At 39.5% G+C, this 25695-nt stretch carries 24 protein-coding genes; 23 read left to right on the top strand and 1 reads right to left on the bottom strand.

Annotated elements, in window-relative coordinates:
- Positions 1 to 66: 66 nt before the first annotated feature.
- The 8 genes from pulA to FGK98_RS05135 all read left to right on the top strand — a co-directional run bounded on the left by pulA (position 67) and on the right by FGK98_RS05135 (position 11799).
- Positions 67 to 2352 carry a type I pullulanase gene (pulA, locus tag FGK98_RS05170; RefSeq protein WP_138100338.1) on the top strand — a complete coding sequence of 762 codons (2286 nt, stop codon included), beginning with the start codon at positions 67 to 69 and terminating at the stop codon, positions 2350 to 2352.
- Between the two features lie 196 nt (positions 2353 to 2548).
- Positions 2549 to 3973: an NADP-dependent glyceraldehyde-3-phosphate dehydrogenase gene (locus FGK98_RS05165; protein WP_138100337.1), complete on the top strand. Its 1425-nt coding sequence runs from the start codon at positions 2549 to 2551 to the stop codon at positions 3971 to 3973.
- A 269-nt stretch (positions 3974 to 4242) separates the two neighbouring features.
- A complete protein-coding gene (gene glgB, locus FGK98_RS05160) occupies positions 4243 to 6171 on the top strand; it encodes a 1,4-alpha-glucan branching protein GlgB (RefSeq protein WP_138100336.1) in 1929 nt (642 codons plus the stop codon).
- Entirely contained in the window at positions 6161 to 7303 is a 1143-nt protein-coding gene (locus FGK98_RS05155; protein ID WP_138100335.1) for a glucose-1-phosphate adenylyltransferase, read from the top strand. The genes glgB and FGK98_RS05155 overlap by 11 nt, the downstream gene beginning before the upstream one ends.
- Positions 7293 to 8432: a glucose-1-phosphate adenylyltransferase subunit GlgD gene (gene glgD, locus FGK98_RS05150; protein WP_138100334.1), complete on the top strand. Its 1140-nt coding sequence runs from the start codon at positions 7293 to 7295 to the stop codon at positions 8430 to 8432. The genes FGK98_RS05155 and glgD overlap by 11 nt, the downstream gene beginning before the upstream one ends.
- Positions 8429 to 9865 (top strand): glycogen synthase GlgA, encoded by a 1437-nt coding sequence (glgA, locus tag FGK98_RS05145; RefSeq protein ID WP_138100333.1) that lies wholly within the window; start codon positions 8429 to 8431, stop codon positions 9863 to 9865. Before glgD ends, glgA begins: the two co-directional genes overlap by 4 nt.
- A 164-nt stretch (positions 9866 to 10029) precedes the next feature.
- Entirely contained in the window at positions 10030 to 10674 is a 645-nt protein-coding gene (gene serB / locus FGK98_RS05140; RefSeq protein WP_138100332.1) for a phosphoserine phosphatase SerB, read from the top strand.
- 9 nt (positions 10675 to 10683) lie between these two features.
- The gene (locus FGK98_RS05135) at positions 10684 to 11799 is read left to right on the top strand and encodes a glycerate kinase (protein ID WP_138100331.1); all 1116 of its coding nucleotides are present in this window, start codon (positions 10684 to 10686) and stop codon (positions 11797 to 11799) included.
- Here FGK98_RS05135 and FGK98_RS05130 read toward each other — a convergent pair.
- Positions 11796 to 12242, bottom strand: coding sequence for a YueI family protein (locus FGK98_RS05130; RefSeq protein ID WP_138100330.1), 447 nt, complete (start codon positions 12240 to 12242; stop codon positions 11796 to 11798). The two genes, FGK98_RS05135 and FGK98_RS05130, sit on opposite strands and share 4 nt — an antisense overlap.
- 163 nt (positions 12243 to 12405) lie before the next feature.
- Here FGK98_RS05130 and eno point away from each other — a divergent pair, with 163 nt between their 5' ends.
- The 15 genes from eno (at position 12406) to FGK98_RS05050 (ending at position 25651) form a co-directional block, all read left to right on the top strand.
- Positions 12406 to 13710, top strand: a complete 1305-nt coding sequence (gene eno, locus FGK98_RS05125; RefSeq protein WP_000022821.1) for a surface-displayed alpha-enolase — start codon at positions 12406 to 12408, stop codon at positions 13708 to 13710.
- Between the two features lie 124 nt (positions 13711 to 13834).
- Positions 13835 to 14329 carry a YkgJ family cysteine cluster protein gene (locus FGK98_RS05120; protein ID WP_138100329.1) on the top strand — a complete coding sequence of 165 codons (495 nt, stop codon included), beginning with the start codon at positions 13835 to 13837 and terminating at the stop codon, positions 14327 to 14329.
- A gap of 202 nt (positions 14330 to 14531) precedes the next feature.
- Positions 14532 to 15368: an AraC family transcriptional regulator gene (locus FGK98_RS05115; protein ID WP_138100328.1), complete on the top strand. Its 837-nt coding sequence runs from the start codon at positions 14532 to 14534 to the stop codon at positions 15366 to 15368.
- A gap of 184 nt (positions 15369 to 15552) precedes the next feature.
- Entirely contained in the window at positions 15553 to 16467 is a 915-nt protein-coding gene (locus tag FGK98_RS05110; protein WP_138100327.1) for a cysteine peptidase family C39 domain-containing protein, read from the top strand.
- 137 nt (positions 16468 to 16604) lie between these two features.
- The gene (locus FGK98_RS05105) at positions 16605 to 17147 is read left to right on the top strand and encodes a ClbS/DfsB family four-helix bundle protein (RefSeq protein WP_138100326.1); all 543 of its coding nucleotides are present in this window, start codon (positions 16605 to 16607) and stop codon (positions 17145 to 17147) included.
- A 284-nt stretch (positions 17148 to 17431) separates the two neighbouring features.
- Positions 17432 to 17935 (top strand): hypothetical protein, encoded by a 504-nt coding sequence (locus FGK98_RS10125; RefSeq protein ID WP_138100325.1) that lies wholly within the window; start codon positions 17432 to 17434, stop codon positions 17933 to 17935.
- A gap of 74 nt (positions 17936 to 18009) precedes the next feature.
- A complete protein-coding gene (locus tag FGK98_RS05095; RefSeq protein ID WP_138100324.1) occupies positions 18010 to 18732 on the top strand; it encodes a TipC family immunity protein in 723 nt (240 codons plus the stop codon).
- 62 nt (positions 18733 to 18794) lie between these two features.
- Positions 18795 to 19112, top strand: coding sequence for an Imm40 family immunity protein (gene imm40 / locus FGK98_RS05090; RefSeq protein WP_138100323.1), 318 nt, complete (start codon positions 18795 to 18797; stop codon positions 19110 to 19112).
- A 225-nt stretch (positions 19113 to 19337) separates the two neighbouring features.
- A complete protein-coding gene (locus FGK98_RS05085) occupies positions 19338 to 19616 on the top strand; it encodes a hypothetical protein (RefSeq protein WP_227698183.1) in 279 nt (92 codons plus the stop codon).
- 172 nt (positions 19617 to 19788) lie between these two features.
- A complete protein-coding gene (locus FGK98_RS05080) occupies positions 19789 to 20358 on the top strand; it encodes an SMI1/KNR4 family protein (protein WP_138100322.1) in 570 nt (189 codons plus the stop codon).
- A 731-nt stretch (positions 20359 to 21089) separates the two neighbouring features.
- Positions 21090 to 21782, top strand: a complete 693-nt coding sequence (locus tag FGK98_RS05070; RefSeq protein ID WP_138100320.1) for a YjjG family noncanonical pyrimidine nucleotidase — start codon at positions 21090 to 21092, stop codon at positions 21780 to 21782.
- 63 nt (positions 21783 to 21845) lie between these two features.
- The gene (locus FGK98_RS05065) at positions 21846 to 22499 is read left to right on the top strand and encodes a uracil-DNA glycosylase (RefSeq protein ID WP_138100319.1); all 654 of its coding nucleotides are present in this window, start codon (positions 21846 to 21848) and stop codon (positions 22497 to 22499) included.
- Positions 22500 to 22508: 9 nt separating this feature from the next.
- The gene (locus FGK98_RS05060; RefSeq protein ID WP_001135768.1) at positions 22509 to 22973 is read left to right on the top strand and encodes an NUDIX hydrolase; all 465 of its coding nucleotides are present in this window, start codon (positions 22509 to 22511) and stop codon (positions 22971 to 22973) included.
- A gap of 12 nt (positions 22974 to 22985) precedes the next feature.
- The gene (locus FGK98_RS05055) at positions 22986 to 24254 is read left to right on the top strand and encodes a dihydroorotase (RefSeq protein WP_138100318.1); all 1269 of its coding nucleotides are present in this window, start codon (positions 22986 to 22988) and stop codon (positions 24252 to 24254) included.
- A gap of 41 nt (positions 24255 to 24295) precedes the next feature.
- Positions 24296 to 25651: an MATE family efflux transporter gene (locus FGK98_RS05050; protein ID WP_138100317.1), complete on the top strand. Its 1356-nt coding sequence runs from the start codon at positions 24296 to 24298 to the stop codon at positions 25649 to 25651.
- Positions 25652 to 25695: the final 44 nt, after the last annotated feature.

Here is a 25695-nt window from a genome sequence, read left to right as displayed (position 1 = left end):
TTAAATGCCAACTGAATCCATCAGAATCAAATAAATTAAAATAGAAATTAGAAATTAGGAAAAAACATGTACAATTATCCCGTTCTCCTCCATTTTCATAGAAAAAATGGAGATTATACAGCTTGCTCATTTAGCACAGACCGAGATGAAAACAAAAGCTCTTTAACTTCAGAGACCACTTATTTTGGTCTTCAGTTTTCTTTTACCGTGACCAGTCAGGAAAAGGTGGATAGTTTCACCTTCAAAGCCGAGATAGATGGTGTACTAAAAGAATATCTTGTACGTTTTAACTACTATCCCTTGCTAACAGAAGCATGGATTTTAGAGGGCGACGAGACTGTTTATTATTCTGAAAACCCAGCCATTGCTAGTCCTTACTATAAAGATCAAAATCCTTTTGCCTTTGATAAAGCCATCCATAGCGCAAGCTTTGATCATCACTGGGGATATCAAGGAGAGTTAGGATATAGTATCTCAGACTACCAGACAAGCTTTAAACTCTGGGCTCCAACAGCTACAGCTGTTCAGGTGGTTGTCTATGAAAACACTAGTAACGATGCACCGATTTGGAAAACCTTTAATCTAGAGCGTGGGAATAGCTATTCATACAGTCATAAGTACAATACCATTGGTGTTTGGAGTGTAGACCTGAATGAAAATCTTGCTGGTAAGGCTTATCAGTATCAGATTGAATTTCCTCACCACCAGACTTTGACGAGAGACCCTTACACGATTGCCACAAGTCCTGACGGAAAACGTTCCGTAATTCTTTCTCATCAAGACAGACAAGTAGAAGGATTCAAAGTCAAACATGGGACAGAAGCGCCATGGCGTTTGGAGAATCCATGTAAAGCAGTTATCTGTGAAATGCATATTCGTGATTTTACCAAATCGCCTACATCTGGTGTTCCTGAAGAACTCCGCGGAACCTTCTTGGGTGCTGCTCAGACTGGAACAGTTAACCAGTACGGTCAAGCAACCGCCTTTGACTATATTAAAGAACTTGGTTGCAACTATGTTCAACTTCAACCCATCTTTGATCGTCATAAGGAATATGATCAAGATGGAAATGTAACCTATAACTGGGGCTATGACCCTCAAAACTACAACGCACCAGAAACGAGCTTCTCTAGCAATCCAGATGATCCCGGACAAGTTATTCGAGACCTCAAGACCATGATTCAGGCTTATCATGATGCAGGAATCGGTGTCATTATGGACGTGGTTTATAACCATACCTTCTCAACAGTGGACGCTCCATTCCAGACAACTGTTCCCGATTATTTCTATCGTATGAATCGTGATGGAACTTTTCAAAACGGTACGGGGGTAGGAAATGAAACTGCAAGTGAACACGAGATGTTCCGCAAGTATATGATTGATTCCATCCTTTATTGGGTGAAAGAATACAATATTGACGGTTTCCGTTTCGACTTGATGGGCATTCATGATGTCAAAACTATGCAGGCAATTCGTTGGGCACTGGATGAGGTCGATCCGCGTATTCTCACTTATGGAGAAGGCTGGGATATGGGAACAGGTCTTGCTCCTTATGACAAGGCTAAGAAGGATAACGCCTATCAGATGCCAAATATAGGTTTCTTTAACGATAATCAGCGTGATGCGATCAAAGGAGGAGAAGTTTATGGAGCAATCAAATCAGGATTTGTGAGTGGTGCTGCTACAGAACCAATCGTCGCCAAGGCTATTCTTGGTAGCCGAGAGTTGGGATCTTATCTCAGTCCAAACCAAGTTCTCAACTATGTTGAAGCTCATGACAATTACAATCTTCATGACTTGCTAGCAACCCTTCATCCTGATAAGAGTTCCGACCAGATTATGCGCAAGGTTGAGACAGCGACAGCTATGAATCTTCTCATGCAAGGAATGGCCTTTATAGAACTAGGTCAAGAGTTTGGACGAACTAAGTTGATTCCAACTGGTGAACATGGAGAACTAACTCCTGCAGACCGAGAACGTGCTATGAATAGCTATAATGCTCCGGACAGTGTTAACCAAGTCAACTGGGATCTGATCAATGAACGCCAAGACAGCATTGAGTTTATTCGTCAGATTATCCGCCTAAAAACGCAAATCAGTGCCTTCTCTTATCCAACATATGAAGAAATTTACCGTCATGTCTTTGTCCATACAGCTGCTGAGAATAGTGGCTGGATTGTTTACGAGATTCACGGTGGAGCAGAGCACTTATTGGTGGTATTCAATGCTAAGGGAACTTCCTTCTACTTTGAAAATGCAGGTAAGCTTGAAATGTTCCTTACCAACAGTCGTTCAAAACAAGAAAATGTTATTGATGATATTAGTGTCGCAGTTTTAAAAGTGCTCTCATAAATTAATGTAGAAAAAAGGGTTAGATTATCTAATCCTTTTTGTCATTTATGAGGTTTTTAATGAAGAGTAGAATTAAGTTTCAAATAATTTGAAGGATCAAGATTGTGAAAAAAATCTCAATTTTTTCACAAAAAGGGTTGTAATTTTCTGAAAATTTGATAAAATAAGTCTTAATAATTTTCAGGAGGAAGAGAATTTGACAAATTATCAGAATTTAGTAAATGGAAATTGGAAATCATCTGAAAAGGAAATTACAATCTATTCACCCATTAATCAGGAAAAGCTGGGGACAGTACCAGCTATGAGTCAGGCTGAAGTAGATGAGGCTATGAAAGCTGCGCGTGCAGCTCTCCCAGCATGGCGTGATTTAGCACCAGTTGAACGTGCAGCCTATCTGCATAAGGTAGCAGCTGTTTTAGAACGCGATAAGGAAAAAATTGGTACAATTCTTGCCAAAGAGGTTGCTAAAGGGATAAAAGCAGCCATTGGAGAAGTAGTACGTACAGCAGATTTGATTCGTTTTGCTGCTGAAGAAGGTCTCCGTATCACTGGACAAGCAATGGAAGGTGGCGGTTTTGAAGCTGCAAGTAAAAACAAACTAGCCGTTGTCCGTCGTGAGCCAGTTGGTGTCGTTTTAGCTATCGCGCCATTTAACTATCCAGTTAACCTTTCTGGATCTAAGATTGCTCCGGCTTTGATTGCAGGGAATGTCGTCATGTTTAAACCGCCAACACAAGGATCTATCTCAGGTCTGTTATTAGCCAAGGCTTTTGATGAGGCAGGTATTCCAGCAGGAGTATTTAATACGATAACTGGACGAGGTTCTGAAATCGGTGACTATATCATTGAACACAAAGAAGTTAACTTTATCAACTTTACTGGCTCGACTCCAATTGGTGAGCGAATCGGTCGTTTAGCTGGAATGCGTCCTATCATGCTTGAACTTGGTGGAAAAGATGCAGCAATTGTTCTCGAAGATGCAGACTTGGAACACGCAGCTAAACAAATCGTAGGTGGTGCATTTAGCTATTCTGGTCAGCGTTGTACCGCTATCAAACGTGTTTTGGTTGTGGAAAGTGTAGCGGATAAATTGGCTGAATTACTTCAAGCAGAAGTTGCTAAGCTAACCGTTGGTGACCCATTTGACAATGCTGATATCACACCTGTTATTGATAATGCTTCAGCTGACTTCATCTGGGGATTGATTGAAGATGCTCAGGAAAAGGGTGCCAAATCGCTCAGTCCAATCAAACGTGAGGGCAATCTCATTTGGCCAGGACTTTTTGATTATGTCACAAGAGATATGAAATTAGCATGGGAAGAACCGTTTGGTCCTGTTCTGCCAATTATCCGTGTTTCTGATGCAAATGAAGCGGTAGCAATTGCCAATGAATCTGAGTTCGGTCTTCAATCATCCGTATTCACAAATGACTTTAAAAAAGCGTTTGAAATCGCTGAAAAACTTGAAGTCGGTACTGTTCACATTAATAATAAAACGCAACGTGGGCCAGATAATTTCCCATTCCTTGGTGTAAAAGGTTCTGGTGCAGGAGTACAAGGAATTAAATATAGTATCGAAGCAATGACAAACGTAAAATCCATTGTTTTTGATGTGAAATAATCTATAAAATCAGGAAAAGGGCTTCCTGATTTTATTTTTTTCAAAAAATTACAGTTTAAAATTGATAAAAAACGAATATTCTGGTATTATAATAAAAAAATATATGGAAATTATTATTTTCCCTCTGAAATGAGTGAAAGCTAAGTTAAGATAATTTTTCCAAAATTTTCAAGATATTTTTTAAGAAATTCCGTAAACTGCTTGAAAGTTCTTTTAAAAGATAGTATAATGGAAATATAGAAAACGCTTACAAAAAGAAAGGGGATTGGATGAATAATCAAGAAGCATTGAGAACCTTCACTACTGGAGAAAATTTTCATCTTCAGCACTATCTAGGAGCACATAAAGAGGAAAAAGACGGAGAAATTGGTTTTACTTTCCGTGTTTGGGCACCCAACGCCCAGGCTGTGCACTTAGTTGGTGATTTTACAAACTGGACAGAACACCAAATTCCTATGGTACGGAATGAATCGGGTGTTTGGGAAGTCTTCACAAGTCTGGCTCATGAAGGGCAGATTTATAAGTATCATATCACGCGTGCAAATGGGCACCAGATTATGAAAATTGATCCATTGGCGGTTCGTTTTGAGGCTCGCCCAGAGACTGGAGCCATCCTGACTGATATTCCAGAGAAAAAATGGAAAGATGGTCTTTGGCTAGCTAGGAGAAAACGCTGGGGCTTTTTTGAGAGACCAGTCAATATTTATGAAGCCCACGCTGGATCTTGGAAAAGAAATCCAGATGGTAGTCCATACAGCTTTGCACAACTTAAGGAAGAACTCATTCCATACCTTGTTGAGATGAACTACACTCACATCGAGTTTATGCCTTTAATGGCTCACCCCCTTGGATTGAGTTGGGGCTACCAGCTTATGGGTTACTTTGCTATGGAGCACTCTTATGGGCGACCAGAGGAATTCCAAGATTTTGTTGAGGAATGCCATTTAAATAACATCGGTGTAATTGTGGACTGGGTTCCAGGTCATTTCACTATCAATGATGACGCCCTTGCTTATTACGATGGAACTCCGACCTTTGAATACCAAGACCACAACAAGGCTCATAACTACGGTTGGGGAGCTCTTAACTTTGACCTTGGGAAGAATGAAGTTCAGTCTTTCTTGATTTCTAGTATTAAACACTGGATTGAGTTTTATCATTTAGATGGTATTCGTGTCGATGCAGTCAGCAATATGCTCTACCTAGACTATGATAATGCTCCATGGACTCCTAACAAAGATGGTGGTAACCTCAACTACGAAGGTTACTATTTCCTTCGACGATTGAATGATGTGATTAAGTTAGAACATCCAGATGTGATGATGATAGCAGAAGAAAGCTCGTCAGCTACCCAGATTACTGGTTCGAGAGAGGCTGGTGGACTTGGCTTTGACTATAAGTGGAATATGGGCTGGATGAATGATATTCTTCGTTTCTATGAGGAAGATCCTATTTATCGTAAGTATGATTTCAATCTAGTGACTTTCAGTTTCATGTATGTTTTCAAAGAAAACTACCTCTTACCATTTTCACACGATGAAGTCGTTCACGGCAAGAAGAGTATGATGCACAAGATGTGGGGCGATCGTTATAATCAATTTGCCGGCTTGCGCAATCTTTACACCTATCAAATTTGCCACCCTGGTAAGAAATTGCTCTTTATGGGAAGTGAATACGGGCAATTCTTAGAGTGGAAATCTGAAGAGCAATTAGAATGGTCAAACTTAGAAGATTACATGAACTCTAAGATGAAACATTTTACTTCGCAGCTTAATCAATTTTACAAAGACCATCGTTGTCTTTGGGAGATTGATACTAGCTATGACGGTATTGAAATCATCGATGCTGATAATAGAGACCAAAGTGTCCTTTCCTTTATTCGCAAGAGTAAAAAAGATGAGATGTTAGTCTGCGTCTTTAATATGGCACCAGTTGAACGGAAAGACTTTACAATCGGACTTCCTGTTGCAGGTGTCTATGAAGAAGTTTGGAATACAGAATTAGAAGAATGGGGAGGAGTGTGGAAAGAACACAACCAAACAGTTCAAACTCAAGAAGGATTATGGAAGGATTATAAGCAGACCTTGACCTTTACCCTGCCAGCTATGGGAGCAAGTATCTGGAAGATTAAACGACGCTTGAAACCAACTAAAACCGTCACAAATAAAACCCAAAAAGGAGTAGAAAATGAAGAATGAAATGCTAGCTTTGATTCTTGCTGGTGGGCAAGGAACACGTCTCGGAAAACTCACTCAAAGCATCGCTAAACCAGCAGTGCAATTCGGTGGGCGCTACCGCATCATTGACTTTGCGCTTTCAAACTGTGCTAACTCTGGGATTCATAACGTCGGTGTTATTACGCAGTATCAACCTCTTGCCTTGAACAACCATATTGGAAATGGTTCTAGCTGGGGTCTGGATGGTATTAGTTCAGGGGTCTCAATCCTGCAACCTTATTCCGCTAGTGAAGGAAACCGTTGGTTTGAAGGGACTAGTCACGCTATCTACCAAAATATCGACTACATTGATAGTGTTAATCCTGAGTATGTTTTGATCCTTTCAGGTGACCATATCTACAAGATGGACTACGATGATATGCTCCAATCTCATAAGGATAACAATGCCAGTTTGACAGTAGCTGTTCTAGATGTGCCTCTCAAAGAAGCTAGTCGTTTTGGTATCATGAATACAGATGCCAACAATCGTATTGTTGAATTTGAAGAAAAACCTGCACAACCTAAGTCTACCAAGGCTTCTATGGGGATTTATATCTTTGACTGGAAACGTCTCCGCAATATGCTTGTTGCTGCTGAAAAGAGCAATGTCGATATGTCAGACTTTGGTAAGAACGTTATTCCTAACTACCTTGAGTCAGGTGAGAGTGTCTATGCCTATGAATTTAGTGGTTACTGGAAAGATGTTGGTACCATCGAATCACTCTGGGAAGCGAATATGGAGTATATTTCACCAGAAAATGCATTGGATAGCCGCAATCGTCAGTGGAAGATCTACTCACGCAACTTGATTTCACCGCCAAACTACTTTGGAGAGCACGCACATGTAGAAGATTCATTGGTTGTGGATGGCTGTTTTGTAGATGGAACTGTCAAGCGCTCGATTCTTTCAACAGAAGCACAGGTTCGTGAAGGAGCAGAAGTCATTGATTCAGTCATCATGAGTGGTGCTGTTATTGGTCACGGTGCAAAAATTACACGTGCCATTATTGGTGAAGGTGCGATTGTTTCTGATGGTGTTGTGATTGACGGAACTGACGAAGTGCAAGTAGTAGGATACAATGAAGTAGTGGGGGTAGCAACAGATGAAGATTGATAAATATTCAGCCATTCTAGGAAATACAGTTGGTTTTCACGATATGTCAACATTGACAGAAAATCGTCCAGTAGCTAGTCTGCCTTTTGGTGGGAAATACCGTCTGATCGACTTTCCACTTTCTAGTCTTGCTAATGCAGGAGTTCGTAGCATCTTTGGTATCTTCCAACAAGACAATATCAGCTCAGTATTCGACCATATCCGTTCAGGTCGTGAGTGGGGCTTGTCAACTCTCCTAAGTCACTACTATCTAGGGATTTACAATACTCGAGTAGAAAGCAGTACCGTAGGGAAAGAATACTACCAACAGCTCCTTACTTACTTGAAACGTTCTGGATCAAACCAAACTGTTTCCCTTAACTGCGATGTCTTGATTAACATTGATTTGAATCAAGTTTTCCATCTGCACAGTACTACTAAGGGTCCTATCACTGTTGTCTATAAAAAATTGCCTAAGAAAGATATTGCCGATGTAAATGCTATCTTAGACATTGACGAAACAGACCATGTCCTCTCCCACAAGCTTTTTGATAGCAAGTCAACGGGTGAGCTCTTCAGTATGTCTACAGACATCTTTGTCGTTGATACACCATGGTTGATTGAACGACTTGAAGAAGAAGCTCAGAAAGAACATCCAGAAAAATTGCGCTATGTTCTACGTGATTTGGCTGTAAAAGAAGGAGCTTTTGCTTACGAATACACAGGCTACTTAGCTAATATCCACTCTGTTCAGTCCTATTATCAAGCAAATATTGATATGCTTGAATCTAAAAAATTCTACTCACTCTTCTCACCAAATCAAAAAATTTATACAAAAGTTAAAAATGAAGAACCAACCTACTATGCGAATACTTCAAAAGTAAGTACTTCCCAGTTTGCTTCTGGTAGTATCATTGAGGGTGAAGTAGTTCAGTCAGTCCTATCTCGTAACATTTATGTTCACAAAGATAGTGTGGTGAAGGACAGCATTCTATTTCCTCGAGTTGTGATTGGTCAAGGAGCCCAGGTTGAATATGCTATCCTAGACAAAGGAGTTGAAGTTGCTGACGGTGTTGTGATTCGAGGAACTGCTGAACACCCAGTCGTAGTCAAAAAAGGCGAAAAAGTAACAGAGGATATTCATTCATGAAAATTTTATTTGTAGCAGCAGAGGGTGCACCCTTTTCAAAAACAGGTGGTTTGGGAGACGTTATTGGCGCTCTTCCTAAATCACTGGTAAAGGCAGGGCATGAAGTTGCTGTTTTCCTACCCTACTATGATATGGTGGAGGCTAAGTTTGGTGACCAGATTGAGGATGTTCTTCATTTTGAAGTGAGTGTGGGATGGCGTAGACAGTACTGTGGTATTAAGAAAACAGTCTTAAATGGTGTTACCTTCTACTTCATTGACAATCATCAGTATTATTTCTTCCGTGGTCATGTATACGGAGATTTTGATGATGGTGAACGCTTTGCCTTCTTCCAACTGGCTGCTCTAGAAGCAATGGAACGCATTGACTTTATCCCTGATCTTCTCCATGTCCATGATTACCATACAGCCATGATTCCATTCTTGTTAAAAGAAAAGTACCATTGGATTCAGGCCTATCAAGGAATTAAAACTGTTCTAACTATTCATAATTTGGAATTCCAAGGTCAGTTTTCTGAAGGAATGTTGTGGGATTTGTTTGGAGTTGGCTTTGAACGCTACGCTGATGGTACTCTTCGCTGGAATGATTGTCTCAACTGGATGAAGGCTGGTATTCTATACGCGGATCGTGTCTCGACTGTGTCTCCTAGCTATGCACATGAGATTATGACTAGTCAGTTCGGTTGTGGTTTGGACCAGATTCTTCGCATGGAGTCAGGTAAGGTTTCAGGTATTGTCAATGGTATTGATGCAGATCTTTATAATCCTGAGACAGACCCACTTTTAGATTATCATTTTGACAAGGATGATTTGTCTGGAAAGGCGCAAAATAAGGCAAAATTGCAGGAGAGAGTCGGTCTACCTGTACGAGCAGAAGTTCCTCTAGTTGGAATTGTCTCTCGATTGACCCGCCAAAAAGGCTTTGATGTTGTCGTAGAAAGTTTGCATCGTTTCTTGCAAGAGGATGTTCAAATAGTCCTTTTAGGAACAGGTGACCCAGCTTTTGAACATTCCTTCTCTTGGTTTGCTCAAGTCTATCCTGACAAGCTATCAGCAAATATCACTTTTGACGTCAAACTTGCTCAAGAAATATACGCAGCTTGTGACCTCTTCCTCATGCCAAGCCGTTTTGAACCATGTGGTTTGTCTCAAATGATGGCTATGCGTTATGGAACTCTACCATTGGTTCATGAGGTTGGCGGACTAAGAGATACAGTTCAATCCTTCAATCCGATCGAAGGAACTGGTACTGGATTTAGCTTTGATAATTTAACACCATACTGGCTTAACTGGAGTTTCCAAACGGCCTTGGATGTTTATAAGAATCAGCCAGACGTTTGGAGAAATCTACAAAAACAAGCTATGGAACGTGATTTCTCATGGGATACAGCTTGCAAGTCTTATCTTGACTTGTACCATAGTCTAGTCAACTAATAGATAAAATCGTATGATAACTTCATACGATTTTTGGGCTGTTTATACTCTTCGAAAATCAAATTTAAACCGCGTCAATGTCGCCTTGTCGTACTCAAGTACAGCCTACGGCTAGTTTCCTAGTTTGCTCTTTGATTTTCATTGAGTATTAGAGAGGAGAACTGATGTCTCAAGTAAAAGGCCTGTGTGTTATGGATGTTGATGGAACCTTAATAGCAGAAGAGGTGATTGACCTTTTAGGAAGAGAGGCAGGTTGTGAAGCAGAAATTTCAGAGATTACCAATCAAGCAATGCGAGGAAATCTAGACTTTGAAAGGAGTTTGCGAGAGAGAGTCGCTTTGTTAAAAGGTCTACCCATTTCAGTTTTGGATACAGTTTTCAAATCCATTCATCTTTCCCGAAATGCTCAGGAATTTATCTCTCTTCTCCAAAAGAACGACATTCTAGTTGGTCTCGTTTCAGGTGGATTTAGTCTGATTGTTGAGAGACTTGCAAAGTACCTAGGTATTTCCTATTTCTCCGCCAACGAATTAGAAGTCAAAGACGGCTTTTTAACAGGGCAACTAGTTGGTGGAATTGTAACAGCTCAAGTGAAAAAGGCTACTCTTGAGAAATGGAGAATGGAATTAGAAATTCCCAAAGAAAGAACGATTGCCATCGGTGATGGGGCTAATGACCTCTTGATGTTAAAGTCGGCTGGTCACGCTATAGCCTTTTGTGCCAAAGAGGTCGTAAAAGCCGAGATAGCTTGTCATGTAGATAAAAGGGATTTTTTAGAAGTTCTTCCTTTGATTGATTTCTTAGAATGAGAGGGAAATATGAAAATTGTAATTGCACCTGATTCTTTTAAAGAATGTTTGGCTGCAGAACAGGTCGCCAAAGCTATAAAAAGAGGTTTCGAGAAAGCAATTCCTAGTGTAGTTTGTTCTCTATGCCCAGTTGGGGATGGAGGCGAAGGAACTGTAGATGCGATTCGACATTCCCTTGACCTCGAAGAACAATGGCAAGAAGTGACGGGACCTTTTGGTCTTAAAGAAGAAATGCGATACTTTCAGAAAGACAAAAGGGCACTCTTTGAAGTGGCCGACTTGGTTGGGTTAGGAAAGATTCCGCAAGAAAAACGAGATCCTCTCCACATCCAAACTCGTGGTATCGGAGAGTTGATTCGCTACCTCATCGATCAAGGAATGAAAGAAATCTACATCGGTGTTGGCGGTACAGCAAGTAATGATGGTGGAATTGGTATTGCAGCCGCTTTAGGTTATCGTTTTTATGATAAGAAGGGAGAAGAATTGCCTGCTTGCGGTCAGACCTTGCTTGAGTTTGAGTCAGTTTCCAAAGATGACCTATACAAGATTCCTGAAGATGTACAAATTCGCATTTTAGCAGATGTCGTGAGCCCTTTATGTGGCAACCAAGGAGCGACCTATACATTTGGAAAACAAAAGGGCCTGGAACCTGCTCTGTTTGAGACAGTAGATCTGGCTATACAGGAGTTCTATGAAAAATTCTCACCTTCAACCCTATCTCTTAAAGGAGCAGGAGCTGGCGGTGGCATTGCTGCTGGGCTCTGTGCCTTTGCTGAGGCTAGTATCGTATCTGGGATTGACACTTGTTTGGACTTGATTGACTTTTACAAGAAAGTTGCAGATGCTGATTTAGTTATCGTTGGAGAAGGTAGGTTAGACAGTCAAAGCTTTGTTGGGAAAGCTCCTATCGGTGTAGCAAAAAGAACTCCTAACGGAGTTCCTGTTATCGCTATTTGCGGCAGTCTTGCTGAGGATTTACCTCCCCTCCCCTTTGAAAATATACAAGCAGCCTTTTCAATTTTAGAGAAAAGTGAACCATTGAAAGATAGTTTGAAAAATGCAAGTCTCTATTTGGAGCATACAGCTACTAATATCGGTCATTTATTAAATATGAGGAAGGATTAGCCGAACCATTTTTTCCAGATGGATTTTTTAACTGGCTCATCCTGTTTAACCTCCCAAAGGCTTGGAAAAGCCAGTCGAAGATCCTTTTCATCCACTTGCACAGGTTCGTTCGAATGGATGACTAAGCCTAAAGGAGAGGAGGCATGATCCTCTGATACAATCGTAGCTTGACTATTGGTTTTCTTAGCTTCCTTTAAGTAGAATACTTGTTTGTCAAACTCGATATTTGGCGAAATCTTCACAAAAAGAGTCTCTGTCTTTTCTTGAAAATTTTCCAAAATCGTTAAAAATCCCTTTTGTAACTGAAGGCTATTGGCTGTCTCAACATCCGCATAGCCTAGAACTCTTTCCTCGAAAGTGCCGAGAAAACGACGTTGTTCATCCGGGTTTAATTTTGGCCCACCATGAGCCTTCTCCAGTAGTTGTTTTGATAAATCTGTCATAAAATTAGTATATCACAAAAGCTGTGAGAAAACAGACCAAAGAAAGCGATTACTTTATAAAGTTAAGGAAAATTTGCACAAAGATAACGTTTTTCCTTGAAAAAGGCGTGTATTTGAGGTATCATAGAGGTGTAAAATAATTTAACTCAAAGGAGAGTAAAAAATGTCAATTATTACTGATGTTTACGCTCGCGAAGTCCTAGACTCACGCGGTAACCCAACACTTGAAGTGGAAGTTTATACTGAATCAGGTGCTTTCGGACGTGGTATGGTTCCTTCAGGAGCTTCTACTGGTGAACACGAAGCAGTTGAACTTCGCGATGGTGACAAATCTCGTTACGGTGGTCTTGGTACACAAAAAGCTGTTGACAACGTAAACAACATCATTGCTGAAGCAATTATCGGCTACGATGTACGTGATCAACAAGCTATCGACCGTGCTATGATCGCTCTTGACGGTACTCCTAACAAAGGTAAATTGGGTGCAAACGCAATTCTTGGTGTGTCTATCGCTGTAGCTCGCGCTGCTGCTGACTACCTTGAAATCCCACTTTACAGCTACCTTGGTGGATTCAACACTAAAGTTCTTCCAACTCCAATGATGAACATCATCAACGGTGGTTCTCACTCTGACGCTCCAATCGCTTTCCAAGAGTTTATGATCGTACCTGCTGGTGCACCATCATTCAAAGAAGCTCTTCGTTGGGGTGCTGAAATCTTCCACGCTCTTAAGAAAATCCTTAAATCACGTGGTTTGGAAACTGCCGTAGGTGACGAAGGTGGATTCGCTCCTCGTTTCGAAGGAACTGAAGACGGTGTTGAAACTATCCTTGCTGCGATCGAAGCTGCTGGATATGTTCCTGGTAAAGACGTATTTATCGGATTTGACTGTGCTTCATCAGAATTCTACGATAAAGAACGTAAAGTTTACGACTACACTAAATTCGAAGGTGAAGGAGCTGCTGTACGTACTGCTGCAGAACAAATCGACTACCTTGAAGAATTGGTAAACAAATACCCAATCATCACTATCGAAGATGGTATGGACGAAAACGACTGGGACGGTTGGAAAGCTCTTACTGAACGTCTTGGTGGTAAAGTTCAATTGGTTGGTGACGACTTCTTCGTAACAAACACTTCTTACCTTGAAAAAGGTATTGCAGAAGGTGCTGCTAACTCAATCCTTATCAAAGTTAACCAAATCGGTACTCTTACTGAAACATTCGACGCTATCGAAATGGCGAAAGAAGCTGGTTACACTGCTGTTGTATCACACCGTTCAGGTGAAACTGAAGATTCAACAATCGCTGACATCGCAGTTGCAACAAACGCAGGACAAATCAAGACTGGTTCACTTTCACGTACAGACCGTATCGCTAAATACAACCAATTGCTTCGTATCGAAGACCAACTTGGTGAAGTAGCTGAATACCGTGGATTGAAATCATTCTACAACTTGAAAAAATAATCGTTGATTTAACAACGTTTGAAGCCCCTCGGATTTTATCCGAAGGGCTTTTTGTATGCAATACTCAAAAATGAAAAATAGTTTATGGTATAATAGACAAAAACACTTGTATTAGAAAGCAATTATGTCTAAAGAAATTGATATTGAGTATTACCACCAACTAGCACTGCAAAAGCAGAAAGAGCATCGTAAAGTGTTAGCAAATCTAAAGAAAAAACCTCCTAAAAACTTAGATAAGATTACCCAGCAGATTCACCAAGAAGTTTTTGCTGAGATTGATTGTACTGCCTGTGCTAACTGTTGCAAGACATTGGGGCCTGACTTTAAGGAAGCCGATATTACCCGTATTGCTAAGTACTTTAAGATGAAATTACCAGCTTTTGAAGCGGAATTCCTTCAGGTAGATGAAGATGGGGACAAGATTTTCAAATCCATGCCTTGCCCCTTTCTAGGAGGAGACAATCTCTGTTCTATCTATGATGTTCGTCCAAAGGCCTGCCGGGAATTTCCCCATACAGACCGTAAAAAAATCCATCAAATCAACCATTTGACGATTAAGAACACCTTGACCTGCCCAGCAGCTTATCTCTTTGTTGAGAAATTAAAGGATAAGTTATAGAAATTTACACCTTTAAATCTTGTACAAAGATTCTAGGGCGGAAGTATCTGATATCTGATAGACTATAGATAGAATTGAACACGGCCTAAAAGCTGTTCGAAAAAGAGAAAATTTCTAGGACTAGAAGCTTCAGCGTCAATTTTCCTATTTTAACTTTGCTTTTAACGGCCTTTGTATCTTGTGGAGGTAAGAAGAAAAGAATATGATGCATCAATTCAATCGAACCATGGATTATTTGGAGCAGCAACTGACTGGAGCAGTGGATATGAAAAGATTTCAGCAGCTATCTGGCTATTCTTACCCTCTTTTTAGCAGGCTCTTTTCTATCCTAGCAGATATGACCTTGGCAGAATATTTGCGCAATCGAAGGTTGTCTGAAGCTGTGACGGACTTGCGAGAAAGCTCTGAGAAAGTTATTGACATAGCGATGAAATACGGATACGACTCTGCGGATGCTTTTAGCTCAGCCTTCAAGAAATTCCATGGGGCAACTCCCTCAGAAGTTCGAAATGGAAAACCTTATCGGGTCTTTCCTAGACTTCAATTATCCTTAAAGATTACAGGAGGAAAGAACATGGATATCAAGATTCAAAAGAAACCTGCATTTACCGTGGCAGGCGTCCTATTGGAAGCTATTGACAATAGCAAATGCCCGTCTGCTTGGGAGCATCTCTATACCCATCACAGCTTGGAAAGCCTAGAAAGTTTAGGCAGTGGCCAATCTTTTGGCGTCTGCTCGGATGTCAAAGAAGGCGAAATTATCGACTATATGGCTGCTTATGATGTGACGGATAAAGTAAAAGCAGAAGAATTGGGTCTGTCAATCAAAGACATCCCCGAAGCTGAATATGCTATCGTACCAGTCAAGGGTGCTATACCAACAAGCATCCACAATGCTTGGAAGTATGTTTTGGAAGTCTTTTTCCCAGAAACTGGCTATCGCCACTCAGGAGCGCCAGACTTTGAAGTCTATTTCGAAGGTGATATGTCGTCACAAGACTACCAAATGGAACTCTGGATACCAGTGATCAAGGACTAGATTATTTTCTATTTTTTATAAAGATGGAAAGCTGACTCTGTAGAAAGAACCTCTACAGAGTTTTTTTATTGTTGACATTCATGACTATAAATCACAAATACCCATATTTTTTGTTTGGATTTTATGGGGCATGCGAATAGTTTTCTCGGTATAATAGTCCCATAGAAGATAAGGAGGCATGAATATGCAGATGTATTTTGGAGATGTGTCACTTTGCTATAGCTATTCATTGGCAATGGCACTGGATGCCTATGGTTATAACTTTAAAGCAGAGTTTTTAGAGGCAATCATGGTAATGGGCAATGGCGCTAGTATCGTGAAGGAAGATGAGGAGCACCCTTTAGTATTCTTTGATAATGGAATGCCAGACCTTTCCATCTCCCATTCCTTAAAAATACTAGGTTTTGACTATGAGGATTTCTATCTAAAAGATGGAGCAGAAGTTGATTTGGAAGAGATAAAAAGAAAGTTGGAAACCTTTCTGTCCAATGGACCTGTCGTACTGGGACCTCTTGATATGGGGCATCTGACCTACAATCCCAATCACACAATCCTTTATGGTGTGGATCACTTCGTAACCGTGTATGACATTGATGATCGGTATCTCTATTTGCATGATCCAGCTGGTTTTGCCTGTATGAAGGTTGCTTTTAATGACATCTTAGAAGCCTGGAAGGCAGAGGCTATTGACTATAAGCGCGGAGCATACTCCATGTGGGGAAATTTTAAGAAGGTCAAGACTCCTAGTCAGACTGAAATCTACCAAGAAACAGCAAGGATTATGAAGACCCGATATCTGGATGGTCAAAGTGGTGTATTGGAATGTTATGCAAAAGCAGTTGCTGAAAATGGCTTAAATACGGAGCAAAAACAATTGCATCAGTATTTCAGCTTTAAACTTGCTGCTGTTAGAAATCTCTATCTCAGTAAATTCTTAAAAGACCATGATCCCGAAGGGGCAAGATTAAAAGAAGAATTAGCTTCTTTATTTGGTCAAGCCCACCTTTCGTGTTTAAAAGAAGATTATCAAGAACTATCCCACTTGCTCTATCAGATGGCTGAAGTGGATAACCGCTTTAGAAGTTTATATGTAAAGTAACAGGCCTAGAGATGACTCTAAGCATTAAAAATAGGTAGTAAAAGCAGTTTTTCGTAAAATGAAGAACTGCTTTTTGATTATGGTATAATGAAGTGAGGAAATAGAATATCCAACTTAAAAATGAAGGGAGAACTCCTATGCCTAGACCAAGAACGAAAGAGGAATTAGTGCTAGCCTCTAAGGAAAACTATGAAAAGCTCAATCACTTTATATCTAAATTAAGTGAAGAGGAACTACAGACTCCTTTTGATTTTTCAAAAGACCAAAAGAAAAAAGAAGCTCACTGGAAAAGAGATAAAAATCTACGGGATATTTTGATCCATCTCTATGAATGGCATCAGTTACTTTTGACCTGGGTACATTCCAATCAAAAGGGTCATGAAAGACCTTTTCTCCCTGAACCTTATAATTGGAAAACTTATGGGGAAATGAATGTCGCTATTTGGAAGAAGCACCAGAAAACGTCTTTAGAAGAAGCGACTAGACTACTAGAGCTATCGCATAGAGAGATTTTAGAGTTGATGGAAGGATTCAGCAATGACGAATTGTTCACAAAAAGTGTCTATAAGTGGACGGGAGGAACAAGTCTAGGCTCCTACTTTGTGAGTGCCACTTCCAGTCACTATGATTGGGCTCTGAAAAAACTCAAAGCTCATCAGAAAAATTGTAAGAATAGCTAGTTGAAGTACTATTGAAATTCACCAAAGGTTCTTCTAAGCTTCGAATAGCTTAGTTCTCGTGATTTTTGAGCTCTTCTAGCTTTAGAATCCTTCAAAAATTAAAATTTAAGGCTATCATAGACTTAGAATAGGTCTAAAACATTTATTTTAATGTAATTCTAAGTTTAGAATTACATTGATATTAAAGGAAGCAAGCTGTTCGATGCTTAGAATACCTCTATTCTGAGAAATGTTGACTAGAAAATGCTTCAAATGGCTTTTTTCTGATATAGGATGATAGATAGATGGGGGAGATGATGAACATACAAAAAGAGAAAGTTAGAAAAGAGTTGGGATCCCTCTGTTTGGGAGAACTTGCAGCCACCCTATCCTTCTGGTTGTGTTTTTTCCTTTTGAAAAATCGACTTGGTGATTGGAGGAGTCTAGTCACGATTTTCTATCCTTTGTCTTTGCTGACATTTATTTTGCTTCAAGGTTCAATCTATTGGGCAATTTTGATTAGAAGACTGTCGAATCCTCAGTTCGGAAGTGGAAGTGTGCCCAAACTATATGGTGGTCTCAGGATACTAGACCTTGTTTTACTTATTTCAGGCTTTCCTTTTATTTTCTGGAACACCCAGAGTTTCCAAGTGGCTATCTTAGCTACACTGATACAACTTTTTGACCTAATCGAATGGGTTAATTATTTCCTTGTACGCCTATCTTATAGTTTGAACCCACTTGTTTTATGGAAACGAATTACCAAGGGGAAACTTGAAAAGAGCAGAATAGCCAAGGAGTTGGGGTAGGGGAGTCTATTATTAATTTGATTTCAAATATAGCAGAAAGGTTATATGGAAGTATTTTGAGGAAAAGAATTTAGATGAAAAAAATTTTAAAAATCTTAGTCATAACTGTATTGGTTTTTCTAACTTTGTTTGGTCTGTATCATGTCTATCAAAAGAAATATTATAAGGGAGTGTATGAATCTTTAAGTAATGTCTTTTTAGAAATGAACTATGCAGAGATAAATAGTGGTGTTTTACCTGGACTCGCTGATTTTAGTAAAGCTGTTGACGGAGGTGAATCATATCGCGATAAGGATATTATAGTTGGTATGAGTCTTGAATCAGGCTTATCTGAGAGTGAAACTATATTAGTGTATGTAGGTATTGAAGAAACATTTCTAATTGAGTATAGACGATCGTTACCTAATGGCAGATATCTTTTTATTGACTATGATTATAGAGATAAGATGCTCAAACAAACTATTGAAATTTCAGAATCTGATCAATCATTAGCTTACGGGTTAATTGGTTATAATATAGAAGTGAAGAGTGGAAAAGAATCTGATGTAGAGCTACATTTAAAAAGTTCCTATAGTTTTAGCTCGACTAAAGGCTTACCAAATTTTCAGATAACAAATCCAAACGAAGTACTAAAGTATTTAAAACCCCATGGGATTGATGAAGATTGGATTAACGAAAAATCCCACTTCATGCTCTACGATGTTGTTCTAGAACGCTGGTTTAAAAATGGTAGTCAACGTTACTCAGTTGATAATCTTGGGGATGTAGAGATTGTGCCACTAAGTTTTTCTGAGTAGAGTAGCTGAACTACTCAGAGACATAGTCGTTTGGGGAAATGAAGAAGTAGGAGTCCAATCATATGAAACTAGGTAAATTTAATTTTGAAAATAGAGGTCAATCGTTAGCAGAATTGGGTGCTGCAAGTTATGCATATACATATCAAGATATGTTGGCCTATATAGACTGGATAGAGTCGAAAAAGTTTATTATTCTTGGTGGCGATGTATATGTAGAAAGAGATAGAGGTTTTGAATTGACTTATGATAGTTGGTATTATTCTCCTAAAAATAAAGATAATGATTCACTAGAGTCTATTTCTGTGGCAAAAGATTATATCAACCAGTATATAGATAGTAATGGAAAACATTTTTATTTTACAGTAGTTACTTCAGAATAGATAGAATTGATAGTCAAAAAGTAACGAGTTTAAGTTGCGAAAAATACTTACTTTGTTTCTCTGAATTACTTGAAAAGTCTAACTTAATTTGACAATTTAGGCATTGAATAATTCCCTTTTATCGAGATTTAAACAAGTGCAAGTATATAAAGAACCTGAGATGAAGCCCTAGTAAGACACGGACTAATAGCCCAATCTTTAAATTATTTATATAGGAATGAGATTATGTTAGGTATTGAACTGAGAATAGTTATAACCGAGTTAGTTGTAATAGATAGATTGTTGAAATTATTGGATACTAGTCATCAAATAGACCATTCACACTTTTTCTATAAGAATGTAGATATGGACTATTCAGAGACTATAAATTGGAAGGAATATTTCTCCACTCCCTCAACTGGCTATCTGCATTTGAAGCGAATATTTTTGGGAGAGTATATTGAAGATGCTATCATTATCATTTCAGGAGATAAAGATATGATTGATTTCATTATTGAGTTTTAAGCTGAGTCTCTGACGAATAAGGAAATAAATAATATTAAGCATTTTATACTAGAATCTGATATTAATATTTCAGATAAAGATATCGAAGTTATTTATGAGGAATATTGAAGGTGTAGAAAGGACAAGATTAACATCTACCTAAAATTTTCAAATGAGAGTATAGAAAATAGATATGAAGCAAAATGATTTAAAAATGAAAATAGACAAGATTAAAAAGCTATTGCTTAAGAATAATATCCAGATAGAGCAAGGCTTAAGCGATGAGGAAGTAAGAAAAAATGAGAAAATATATAATGTAAAATTTCCCCAGCAGTGGTTGGAATTTTATCAAAATATACTGCCTGTTTCAGAACGTTTTTATAACTGGAGAGATTTTTCAGTTGAAAACATAGCAGCTATAAAAGAAAGATTAGCGAGTCCTTATAATGGAATTTTGGAAAGTATCGATGAAATAGTTTGGGATATTTCCTGGGGACTAGAGCCTGCTAGGGTAGAAGAGAAAAATAAGAAAATAAGAAAAATGCTAGAATCAGCTCCCCCTCTAATTCCTTTATATGGGCATCGTTTTCTTCCAATATTTGAAAATAAGGAAATGCCCGTTTTATCTATTGTAGATTTAGATATTATCTATTATGGAATGGATTTGTATGATTATTTTGAGGTTGAATTCGGACATAAGCGACTTGTATCTGACTCAAAAAAATATAAAGAAGTTCCTTTCTGGACAAGTAATTTTTATTGAACAAGTTTGTTCGGATGGATTGTAGGTTATTTATGCTATAATATAATCATTGAACATAGACTTGAGCAATCTTAAAAAACGGATTGTTGAGGTGTGTGGTAGTATTTAATTGGTTTGGGATTAATTTGGACATGTCACTTCTATGCGATTTAATTCAAACTGTTATAGCGGTCGCTACAATGGAAAGAGGTAATACAATGAAGAGTTCTATTTCAAATCTGGTGGTAAACGGGCTTATTGGAGTGAGTAACCTTTGAAATATATCCCTAAAATTAATTATAAAACACAAATAGCCCAAAGGATTCGAATCCCTTTCGCTCCATTTTAAGCCACACAATGTGGCTTTTTTGTACGGTGAAAGTTTGGAATAAACTCTGTAATCGTTTGGATTGTTACAAATCGTTAAATAGTGAAGATATTAATCTTCATACACGATGTTTTAGATACAAGGTATAATTCTGGAATATTGCTGGATCCTGGAATTAAACTTTTGATGGATGGACTTAAGGGACTTGTTGCACCTGATACTGAAGTTGCAACAAGTCATCTCTCTGATAATAAGCGAAAAGAAGTTTCAGTAGGAGACTATCAATTTAGTTGTGGCATTGGCTAATTGAAAAATATATATCTGTTCATTATTTCCTATGGTATAATGGTGTTATTAAATTTTAAAACTAATCATTAAATGAATCCCCCCTTTTGAATCTTTTGTCCCCTAGAAAGGAAATTTAATGCCCTACAAATTTTTACTTTTCGACCTTGACCACACCTTGCTTGATTTTGATGCTGCTGAGGATGTGGCTCTGACGCAACTTCTAAAAGAAGAAGGAGTTGCGGATATCCAAGCCTACAAAGACTATTACGTTCCTATGAACAAGGCTCTCTGGAAGGACTTGGAGCAAAAGAAAATCAGCAAACAAGAGCTGGTTAACACGCGCTTTTCACGTTTGTTTGCTCATTTTGGACTGGAGAAGGACGGGACTTTACTTGCCCAGCGCTACCAATTTTTTCTAGCCCAGCAGGGGCAAACTCTTTCAGGCGCTCATGAACTTTTGGACAGTCTCATTGAGCGTGATTATGACCTGTACGCTGTGACAAATGGTATTACTGCTATTCAAACAGGTCGTTTGGCTCAATCGGGTCTTGCTCCCTATTTCAACCAAGTTTTTATCTCTGAGCAGTTGCAAACTCAAAAACCTGATGCACTATTCTATGAAAAAATCGGTCAAGAGATTACTGGATTTGATAAAGAAAGGGCGCTGATGATTGGAGATTCCCTAACAGCAGATATTCAAGGTGGCAATAATGCTGGGATTGACACTATCTGGTACAATCCCCATCATTTGGAAAATAAGTCGCGAGCCCAGCCGACTTATGAAGTTCATTCTTACCAAGACTTACTGGATTGTTTAGATAAACTGTAAAAAGTGGTTTCAATAGCCACTTTTTGCTATAATAGAGGCAGTAAAAATGAAGGAGTAAGCTTTATGCAACACTCATCTTGGCATGCTTTGATTAAGGAGCAATTACCTGAGGGTTATTTTGGGAAAATCAATCAGTTTATGGAGCAAGTCTATGCTCAGGGAACTATTTATCCGCCCAAGGAAAAAGTTTTTCAAGCTCTCTTGACAACACCGCTTGAAGAGGTTAAGGTGGTGATTCTAGGGCAAGACCCCTATCACGGACCAGGTCAGGCACAGGGCTTGAGTTTTTCTGTACCTGACTCTATCCCAGCTCCGCCTTCCTTACAAAATATATTGAAAGAATTGGCAGATGATATTGGAGTTAAAGCATCTCATGATTTGACTGCTTGGGCTGAGCAAGGAGTTTTACTTCTCAATGCTTGTTTGACCGTTCCTGCTGGTCAGGCTAATGGTCATGCTGGGCAAATTTGGGAGCCTTTTACAGATGCCGTGATTCAGGTTGTAAATAATCTAGACAGACCTGTAGTATTTGTACTCTGGGGAGCCTATGCACGTAAGAAGAAGACCTTGATCACCAATCCTCACCACTTGATTATCGAATCAGCCCATCCCAGTCCTTTATCTGTTTACAGAGGATTTTGGGGTTCCAAGCCTTTTTCCAAGGCCAATGCATTCTTAAGAGAGACAGGACAAGAGCCAATCGATTGGCTTAGATAAGGAGAAAAAATGCCTCAGTTAGCGACGATTTGCTACATTGACAACGGAAAAGAACTACTCATGCTCCATCGCAATAAAAAGCCCAATGATGTCCATGAAGGTAAATGGATTGGTGTGGGTGGTAAGCTAGAGCGAGGGGAGACTCCACAGGAATGTGCAGCGCGTGAAATTCTTGAAGAAACAGGTCTGAAAGCCAAGCCAGTCCTTAAAGGTGTTATCACTTTTCCTGAATTCACGCCAGATTTAGACTGGTACACCTATGTTTTTAAGGTGACAGAGTTTGAGGGTGACTTGATTGACTGCAATGAGGGGACCTTAGAATGGGTTCCCTATGATGAGGTCTTGAGTAAGCCGACTTGGGAAGGTGACCACACCTTTGTTGAGTGGCTTTTAGAGGACAAACCCTTCTTCTCAGCTAAGTTTGTTTATGATGGGGATAAATTGTTGGATACCCAAGTTGATTTTTATGAATAAAGGAGAAAGCAGATGCTACTAATCAAAAATGGTCGTGTAATGGATCCCAAGTCTGGTTTGGATCAAGTGTGTGATGTTTTAGTCCAAGATGGGAAAATTGTCAAGATTGCTGCCGAAATCAAGGAAGAAGGAGCAGAGGTGCTTGATGCTACTGGTCTTGTAGTTGCACCTGGCTTGGTCGATATCCATGTCCATTTCCGTGAACCTGGTCAGACCCACAAGGAAGATATCCATACTGGTGCCCTAGCGGCTGCTGCAGGTGGTTTTACCACTGTCGTCATGATGGCTAATACTAGTCCAACCATTTCGGATGTAGAGACTCTTCAAGAAGTTCTCCAGTCAGCTGCCAAGGAAAGAATTAATGTCAAAACAGTAGCAACTATTACTAAGAATTTTAATGGGCATGATTTGACAGACTTTAAGGCACTTTTAGAAGCTGGAGCTGTTGGATTTTCTGATGATGGTATTCCGCTTGAAAGCAGCAAGGTTCTCAAAGAAGCCTTGGAAACTGCCAAGAAACTAGGTACCTTTGTCTGCCTTCATGAGGAAGACCCTGGTTTGAACGGTATTCTTGGCTTCAATGAAAACATTGCTAAAGACCACTTCAAGATTTGTGGTGCGACAGGTGTAGCAGAATACGCTATGATTGCGCGTGATGTTATGATTGCCTATGCAACCAAGGCTCATGTTCATATCCAGCATTTGTCTAAGGAGGAAAGTGTCAAGGTTGTGGAGTTCGCTCAAGGTCTGGGTGCGCAAGTCACAGCAGAAGTAGCGCCACAGCATTTCTCAAAGACAGAAGCACTCCTCTTGACTCAAGGTAGCAATGCTAAAATGAATCCTCCGCTTCGTTTGGAGTCAGATCGTCGTGCCGTGATTGAAGGTCTCAAGTCGGGAGTCATTTCTGTAATCGCGACAGACCACGCGCCTCACCATGCAGACGAGAAGAATGTAGAGGATATTACCAAAGCACCATCTGGTATGACTGGCTTAGAAACCTCTCTATCTCTCGGTTTGACTTATTTGGTCGAAGCTGGTGAGCTCAGCTTGATGGAATTGCTAGAAAAAATGACTGTTAATCCAGCTAAATTGTATAACTTTGAAGCAGGTTACTTGGCTGAGAATGGTCCAGCCGATATCACTATCTTTGATGACAAGGCTGATCGTACTGTTGGTCCAGACTTTGCTTCAAAATCAGCCAATTCACCATTTATCGGTGAAACATTAAAAGGGCAGGTCAAATATACTATCTGCAAGGGACAAATTGTTTACCAGAACTAGATGGGACTCTGCTCTATAAACTATAAGAATAGAGAGCACTTATGTACCCAACCCATCAATTTAAAGATAAGTTTGTCTTATTTCTTAAGATATTTTTTCCTATCCTGATTTATCAGTTTGCCAATTATTCTGCCTCTTTTGTCGATACAACCATGACGGGGCAGTACAATACCATGGACTTGGCTGGCGTTTCAACTGCAACGAGTTTATGGAATCCTTTCTTCACTTTTTTAACAGGGATTGTTTCGGCTATGGTTCCCATCATAGGACATCATCTGGGACGAGAAAAAAAGGAAGAAGTAGCATCTGACTTTTACCAATTCATCTATTTAGCTTTTGGACTGTCTTTGATCTTGCTCGGGATGGTAATATTCTTAGCGCCCCCCGTTTTAAACCATATTGGACTAGAAGAACAAGTGGCAGCAGTTGCGGTTTCTTATCTTTGGTATTTGTCTATCGGAATTATTCCCTTATTGCTTTTCAGTGTTATTCGATCGCTACTTGATTCAATCGGTCTGACCAAGCTATCTATGTACCTCATGCTCTTATTGCTTCCTTTAAATTGTGGATTTAACTATTTGTTAATTTACGGTGCCTTTGGGTTTCCAGAGTTAGGTGGAGCAGGAGCAGGCTTAGGTACTTCCCTGGCTTACTGGTGTCTCCTTGGTATCTCTGTTATTATCCTTTTAAAACAGGAAAAGTTAAAAGAGTTTCATCTAGAAAAACCGCTTCCACTTGATCTAGTAAAGGTCAAAGAAGGGATTCGCTTGGGCTTACCAATCGGTGGTACAGTTTTTGCTGAGGTGATTATTTTTTCTGTCGTTGGTTTGATTATGGCTAAATTTTCGTCTATGATTATTGCCAGCCACCAGTCAGCCATGAACTTCTCAACTCTCATGTATGCCTTTCCTGTGAGCATTTCCTCTGCCATGGCCATAGTTGTTTCTTATGAGGTTGGGGCTAGGCGTTTTGATGATGCCGAGACCTATATCAAAATTGGTCGTTGGATAGCGTTGATATTTGCAGGCTTTACCTTAAGCTTCCTCTATATTTTGAGAGATGTCGTAGCCAGTTTATATGGAAATAATCCTGACTTCATTAAACTAACATCAACCTTCCTAACTTATAGTCTATTTTTCCAGTTAGCTGACACCGTTGCAGCTCCTTTACAAGGAATTTTGAGAGGTTACAAGGATACGGTAGTTCCCTTTTATCTTGGTGTAATTGCTTACTGGGCTGTGTCCATTCCATTAGGCTTATTACTAGACCAAGTAACAACTTTGGGAGCCTATTCTTACTGGATTGGTTTGATAGCGAGTTTAGTCGTTAGTGCTATCCTCTATCAATGGCGTTTGCAAACAATTATGAAAAGTTTTGAAGTTTCCAATGTCAAATAAACTTTGTGAAAAAATGTTTTAATTTATAGAAAATCCCGATAAAC

The sequence above is a fragment of the Streptococcus australis genome (genome assembly GCF_901543175.1).
In the GTDB taxonomy this organism is placed as follows: Bacteria; Bacillota; Bacilli; order Lactobacillales; family Streptococcaceae; genus Streptococcus; species Streptococcus australis_A.
This window is presented reverse-complemented; position numbering and strand designations above follow the sequence as displayed.